Here is a 5693-nt window from a genome sequence, read left to right on the forward strand (position 1 = left end):
CCCGCGGCGGGCGTGCCCCCGACCTCCGCCATCACCTTCGCCACGAACTGCGAGAGCTGGTACGCCCCCACCGGCTCGCCCGACGACAGCAGATAGCGCTCCAGGTCCGTCTGGAGCGCGCGGCAGTCCGGGTAGCGCGCGTCGCGCTCCTTCATCAACGCCAGCTCAAGGATCCTCCGCAGCGGCTCGGGCACATCGGCCCGGCGCGCCTCCACCGGCACGAAGGGCTCGAACAGGATGGCCTGCATCGTGCTCGCCTCGGTGGTGGCCTCGAACGGGCGCTTGCCCGTGAGCAGCTCGTACAGCACCACCCCCAGCGCATACACATCCACGCGGCGGTCCAGGGGACTGGCGCGCAGCTGCTCCGGCGGCATGTACGCCACCTTCCCCTTCACCACGCCCGTCTGCGTGCGGTGCCCCTGCCCCGCCACCTTCGCCACGCCGAAGTCCACCACCTTCACCGCGCCCTGCCGCGACACCAGGATGTTGTCCGGGCTCACGTCGCGGTGGATGAGCCCCAACGGCTCCCCCGTCGCCGCGTCACTGAACTCGTGCGCGAACGCCAGCCCCTCCGCCGCCTGCGCCACCAGCTTCGCGCACACCACCGGCGGCAACGGCTGCTCCGACGCGCGCTTCACCAGCCGCCGCAACGTGGGCCCGTCGATGAACTCCATCGCCAGGAAGTAGCTGCCGTCCGCCTCGCCGAAGTCGAAGATTTGAACGATGTTCGGGTGCTCGAGCTGCGCGGCCAGCCGCGCCTCGCCCAGGAACATCTCCACGAACGCGGGGTCCTCCGCCAGATGCGGGAGGATGCGCTTCAAGACGAGCGTCTTCTCGAACCCCATGGGGCCAGCGGCCTTCGCGAGGAAGACCTCCGCCATGCCCCCCGAGGCAAGCTTCCGGACGAGTTGATACTTCCCGACTTGCATTGGGCTGAAGGTTCTCCCAGGTTTTCCTGGAAAAGTGAAATCCCTCCCCGAGTGTTCTGCCCAGGACCATGCAGCCGAGCGTCAACGAGTTTGCCCTGGCGCGACCGGCTCCGTAGGATCCACGCCACGCATGCCCCCGAAGCTCATCGGTCCCTACCGCGTCCTGGAGACGCTCGGCAGCGGCGGGGCTGGCACCGTGTACCGGGCCCTGGACCGCCGCAGCAACGACGAAGTCGCCCTGAAGCTGCTCTCGGCCGGCCCGACGCTGGACGAGCGCGCGGCGCGGCGGCTCGCGCGCGAATTCGAGACGCTGGCGGACCTGTCCCACCCCAACGTGGTGAAGGTCTTCGAGGCGGGGGTCCACCAGGGCTGGCCCTACCTGGCCATGGAGCTCATCGAGGGGCTCACGCTGCGCCACTACCTGGAGATTCGCGGGGACGACCTCTTGTCGCCCAGCAGCTCCAGCGCGCCCCGGAGCCTGTTGTCCGTGCGGCGCACGGCGGATGACGACTTCGGGGTGGGCAGCGACTCGGACCTGGACCTGCCGGGGGACTCGCGCTCGGGGCACGAGGGCCTGTTCAGCATGGACGCCTTCAACGAGGAGCCCCCGAGCGAGGATTTGCGCAGCTACGGCGCGGAGGACAACCAGGACGCGCTGGACTCGGATGACTCGCTGGAGGGGTTCGATGTCCCCGCACCCGCGCCCCGCAAGCTGGCGGATGACGGCCGGGCGCCGCGCGTGGAGGACCTCAACCGGCCCGAGCGCATGGGGCGGCTGAAGGACACCATGCTCCAGCTGTGCGAGGCGCTGGCCTACATCCACGGGCACGGCCTGGTGCACCGCGACCTCAAGCCCTCCAACGTCATGGTGGACGAGGACCGGCAGGTGCGGCTGATGGACTTCGGCCTGGCGAAGTTCCTCGCGGACGACGTGGCGATCACCGAGGTCGGCAAGATGGTGGGCACGTACCGCTACATGGCGCCGGAGCAGATTCTCGGAGAGCCGCTGGATGGACGCTCGGACCTGTACAGCCTGGGCGTCATCCTCTATGAGCTGCTGAGCGGGCGGCCCCCCTTCGACGCGAAGACGCCGCACGAGCTGTGGCGGCAGGTGTTGGAGACGGAGCCTCCGCCCGTACTGGCGTTGAACCTTCATGGGGACCCGCAGTTCGCGCGGGTGGCCCACCGCCTCATCCGCAAGGAGCCGGACGACCGGTTCCAGACGGCCGAGGAAGTCTACGAGGCACTGTCCGAGTGAGCACCTCCCAGCTTCACACCTTCACGGTGGCCGCCGACAAGGCGGGCCAGCGCGTGGACCTCTTCGTGGGCGAGGCGCTGAGCCTGTCGCGCGCCCGCCTCAAGCGGCTCTTCGAGTCCGGCGCGGTGAAGGTGAACGGCCGCGCGGCGAAGAAGGGCCTGACGTTGGTGGAGGGCCAGGCCGTGGCCGTCGTCCTCGAGGAGGAGACGCGCGAGGCGGTGCCGGACCAGGACTTCCCGCTCACGGTGCTGCACGAGGACGCGGAGCTGGTGTTCGTGGACAAGCCCGCGGGCCGGCCCTCGCACCCGCTGCAGTCGGGGGAGACGGGCACGGTGGCCAACGCGCTCGTGGCGCGCTACCCCGAGTGCGCGCAGGCGTCGGTGGACCCGCGCGAGGGCGGGCTGTGCCACCGGCTGGACGTGGAGACGTCGGGCGTGGTGGTGGCGGCGCGCACGAGGGCGGCCTGGAACACGGTGCGCGAGGCGTTCGGTGAGCGCGCGGTGGACAAGCGCTATCTGGCGCTGGTGACGGGGCCGCTGGTGGACGAGGGCGACATCGAGCTGCCGCTGCGTCACCACCCGCGCCATCCGGACCGGGTGGAGCCCGCGCCGTACGGTGCCGAGGACGCGCGCGAGGCGGTGTCTCGCTTCCGGGTGCTGTCGCGCGCGGGAGAGCACAGCGTGGTGGAGGTGCGCATCCTCACGGGCGTGCTGCACCAGGTGCGCGCGCATCTGGCGGGCATCGGCGCGCCCATCGTCGGGGACACACTGTATGGCGGGCGCGAGGCACCGGAGCTGGGGCGCTTCTTCCTGCACGCGCGGGCGCTGGGGCTGTCTCATCCGGTGACGAAGAAGCCCCTGCATGTGACCAGTCCCCTGCCCCCGGAGCTGCGCGCGGAGCTGGAGCGGCTGGGATTGCCGCTGCCGCGTGGCGAGCACGGCGACGCGAGCGTCAGCTCCCCAGCGACTTGAGCATCGCCCTGACTTCCTGGGCGGAGGCTCGCGGAGGCGTGGGGAGAACCAGCTCTTCGCTGAACGCGGTGGGAGCCCGGGGCGGACGCCCCCTTCACGTAACTCTCGTGCGAACAGCGTCTGGACGAGCCACGCCACGGACATCGGGGAGAAGCGAGGTGTGGTGGCATCGAGGAAGCCAGAGAGCGCTTCCGCGAAGTCCTGCGCCGACGCGAAGCGCTCCTCGCGTTTCACCGTCAGGGCCTTTTGAAGGATTTCCTCCGACGCCACCGGCAGCTCCGGTCGCAGCGCTACTCGGCGCGGTTCGCGGACCAGGGCGCGAACGACCAGGGCGCCTGGGAGTCAATCGCTGACGGCCATGGACTTCCGTGAACCACCGAATCCCCGGGCCCCTTCCCTACTCGCCCATCACCTTGACGACCACGCGCTTGCGCCGCTGGCCATCGAACTCCGCGTAGAAGACCTGCTGCCACGGCCCCAGGTCCAGCTTGCCCTCGGTGACGGGGATGATGACCTGGTGGTGGACCAGCATCGACTTCAGATGCGCGTCACCATTGTCCTCACCCGTCCGGTGGTGGCGATAGTCCGGCCCGAAGGGCGCGAGCTTCTGGAGCCACTCCCAGATGTCCTCATGCAGTCCGGACTCGTCGTCATTGACGAAGACGCCCGCGGTGATGTGCATGGCGGAGACCAGCACCATCCCCTCCTGGATGCCGCTCTTGCGAATCAGCGAGGCCACGGTGTCCGTCAGGCGCACCAGCTCCCGGCGCTGCTGCGTCTCGAACCACAGGTACTCGGTCAGGGTCTTCATTGGCCACATGATACCGGGCCCCGGAGCAGGACACCCATCCCCCTGGAGCCCTGCTCGCGGTCCACGGACCCGTCGTCACACGCTCAGAGACAATCGAACACGAGCGTGTCGGGCTGACAGATACAGAAGCCCGGCAGGCCCGTGCTGGAGTTGTCGCACTGGACCTCCATGTACGGCCTGGGGCAACCCATCCCCCAATAACCCTGACAGTCCGGGAACAACTCCTCCGTGGAGCTCGCGGTCTGCACGTCGGGCGCATGGACGTCCAGTTCCGGCCCACCACAGCCCACGAGCAACCCCAGCGACAACACTCCACCCCAGATGACGCTCGCCTTCATTCGTCTCTCCATCAGGCTTCGGGTTGAGCAACACGACAACGGCCCGCCCAGGAATCACCGGACGGACCGCCTTCGACCCACACGCGCTTCCTCAGTCTTCCGGGATGCTGACTGGCGGGATGCAGGCATTCGTGGACTGGGCGTACGTCGAGGTCGTGCCCCAGCTCGTCCAGGAGCCACAGCCGCATCCCCGGTAGCCCACGATGCGCAGGCGCGTCGAGGAGGTGTAATAGACGGTCCCCGCCGACGTGATGCTGCAGTCGGGAACCAGGCCCTCACGTGACGTGGACTCCTGCTCCCCGACAGCTTCCTCCGAGGGACCACCACAACCCGCCAGCAGCACCCCCACCGCAAGCAACGCACCGCTGACGAACCTTCCAGCCTGCATTCGTGCCTCCAGGGACTGCTTTTCGGGTGGTACGGCCCCTCCACCCTAACACACCCGGAGTGTGTCATGCCCATGCGGGCCCACGGAGCCAGACACCCCGCGGGCCCACCTCCCGCGTCAGTAGGCGTAGTAGACGGGCGGCGTCGTGCTGGTGAAGTAGTTGTAGTACGTGGCCACGTAGTTGCTGCCGCTGCCCGTCTCCCCCGGGAGCGGGCCCGTCTTCGTCCCGTAGACCACCAGCGTGGCGCCGGCGTCCGTCTTGTCCAGGTTGCAGACATTGACGTTGCCCGCGCCGAAGTTCACCACGATGGAGTCGTCCCGCACCTTCGCCAGCGTGGCAGGGTCGATGTGGTTGACGCGGCACTGCGTGTTGGCGCTGCCGCTCGGGGAGTGCTTCGTCGAGAAGGCCGTCGCCAGCCCCACGCCCGTCCCCAGCACCGCGATGTGCGGCGTGTTGTAGGAGCGACCCAGCTCCACGCTGCCCGCCGCGTAGGGACACGTGCCGGACGCGGCGCGCGTCAGGGTGATGGCGTAGCGCGGAGGCAGCTCCCCGGGAATCACCGCCGAGGAGATGGTGAAGCTGCAGCCCCCGAAGGAGCTGGTCGTCAGCGCGTCCTCGCGCGCCCCCAACGACTCCTCGGGCGAGGACTGCTCGGGACCACCACAGGCGGACAGGGACACGGCGGCGCAAGCCCAGACAAGCTTCTTGAAGACAGTCATTTCTTGAGTCTCTCCGGGAAAGGGAGGACCGCGACTCTATGCCCTTCCCGCAACCCCTCACAACACAGGTCGCTGTAACCCGTTACGACACACCCGCGTCAAGAATGACCAACCCCACGCAAATCGCAAGACACGGTGTCTCGACGGACCACCCGTCCACTGTCCTCGAAAACCTCCACAAAGACAGACACGTCTCGCGGCAGCCCGCGTCAAAGCCAGGTCAACCCCAACCACGGCGCCACCCGCCAACCTCGGCGAATCCGCCAACACCACCGCCC

The 5693-nt window shown here is 68.7% G+C and carries 7 protein-coding genes; 2 read left to right on the forward strand and 5 right to left on the reverse strand.

Annotation, left to right across the window (positions count from 1 at the left end):
• Positions 1-929: serine/threonine-protein kinase (locus FL311_RS40570; RefSeq protein ID WP_141332993.1), on the reverse strand; the 929-nt coding region annotated here is incomplete at its 3' end.
• A gap of 130 nt (positions 930-1059) precedes the next feature.
• Between FL311_RS40570 and FL311_RS40575 the strand changes: the two genes are divergently transcribed.
• Positions 1060-2187, forward strand: a complete 1128-nt coding sequence (locus FL311_RS40575) for a serine/threonine-protein kinase (protein ID WP_141332994.1) — start codon at positions 1060-1062, stop codon at positions 2185-2187.
• Positions 2184-3158 (forward strand): RluA family pseudouridine synthase, encoded by a 975-nt coding sequence (locus FL311_RS40580; protein ID WP_141332995.1) that lies wholly within the window; start codon positions 2184-2186, stop codon positions 3156-3158. The genes FL311_RS40575 and FL311_RS40580 overlap by 4 nt, the downstream gene beginning before the upstream one ends.
• Before the next feature lie 397 nt (positions 3159-3555).
• On the opposite strand, the gene FL311_RS40585 is transcribed toward FL311_RS40580, so the two are convergent.
• From FL311_RS40585 to FL311_RS40600, 4 genes are all read right to left on the reverse strand, one after another.
• Positions 3556-3969 carry a secondary thiamine-phosphate synthase enzyme YjbQ gene (locus tag FL311_RS40585; protein WP_141332996.1) on the reverse strand — a complete coding sequence of 138 codons (414 nt, stop codon included), beginning with the start codon at positions 3967-3969 and terminating at the stop codon, positions 3556-3558.
• A gap of 83 nt (positions 3970-4052) precedes the next feature.
• The gene (locus tag FL311_RS40590; protein WP_141332997.1) at positions 4053-4307 is read right to left on the reverse strand and encodes a hypothetical protein; all 255 of its coding nucleotides are present in this window, start codon (positions 4305-4307) and stop codon (positions 4053-4055) included.
• A 91-nt stretch (positions 4308-4398) separates the two neighbouring features.
• On the reverse strand, positions 4399-4695 hold the full coding sequence (locus tag FL311_RS40595; RefSeq protein WP_141332998.1) for a hypothetical protein: 297 nt from the start codon (positions 4693-4695) through the stop codon (positions 4399-4401).
• Positions 4696-4812: 117 nt separating this feature from the next.
• Positions 4813-5415, reverse strand: coding sequence for a hypothetical protein (locus FL311_RS40600; protein ID WP_141332999.1), 603 nt, complete (start codon positions 5413-5415; stop codon positions 4813-4815).
• Between the last annotated feature and the right edge of the window lie 278 nt (positions 5416-5693).

The sequence above is a fragment of the Myxococcus sp. AB025B genome (genome assembly GCF_006518215.1).
GTDB classification, from domain to species: domain Bacteria; phylum Myxococcota; class Myxococcia; order Myxococcales; family Myxococcaceae; genus Myxococcus; species Myxococcus fulvus.

Coding starts and splice junctions, on each gene's coding strand:
- FL311_RS40575 (WP_141332994.1), top strand. CDS start 1,060: ATGCCCCCGAAGCTCATCGGTCCCTACCGCGTCCTGGAGACGCTCGGC.
- FL311_RS40585 (WP_141332996.1), bottom strand. CDS start 3,969: ATGAAGACCCTGACCGAGTACCTGTGGTTCGAGACGCAGCAGCGCCGG.
- FL311_RS40590 (WP_141332997.1), bottom strand. CDS start 4,307: ATGAAGGCGAGCGTCATCTGGGGTGGAGTGTTGTCGCTGGGGTTGCTC.
- FL311_RS40595 (WP_141332998.1), bottom strand. CDS start 4,695: ATGCAGGCTGGAAGGTTCGTCAGCGGTGCGTTGCTTGCGGTGGGGGTG.
- FL311_RS40600 (WP_141332999.1), bottom strand. CDS start 5,415: ATGACTGTCTTCAAGAAGCTTGTCTGGGCTTGCGCCGCCGTGTCCCTG.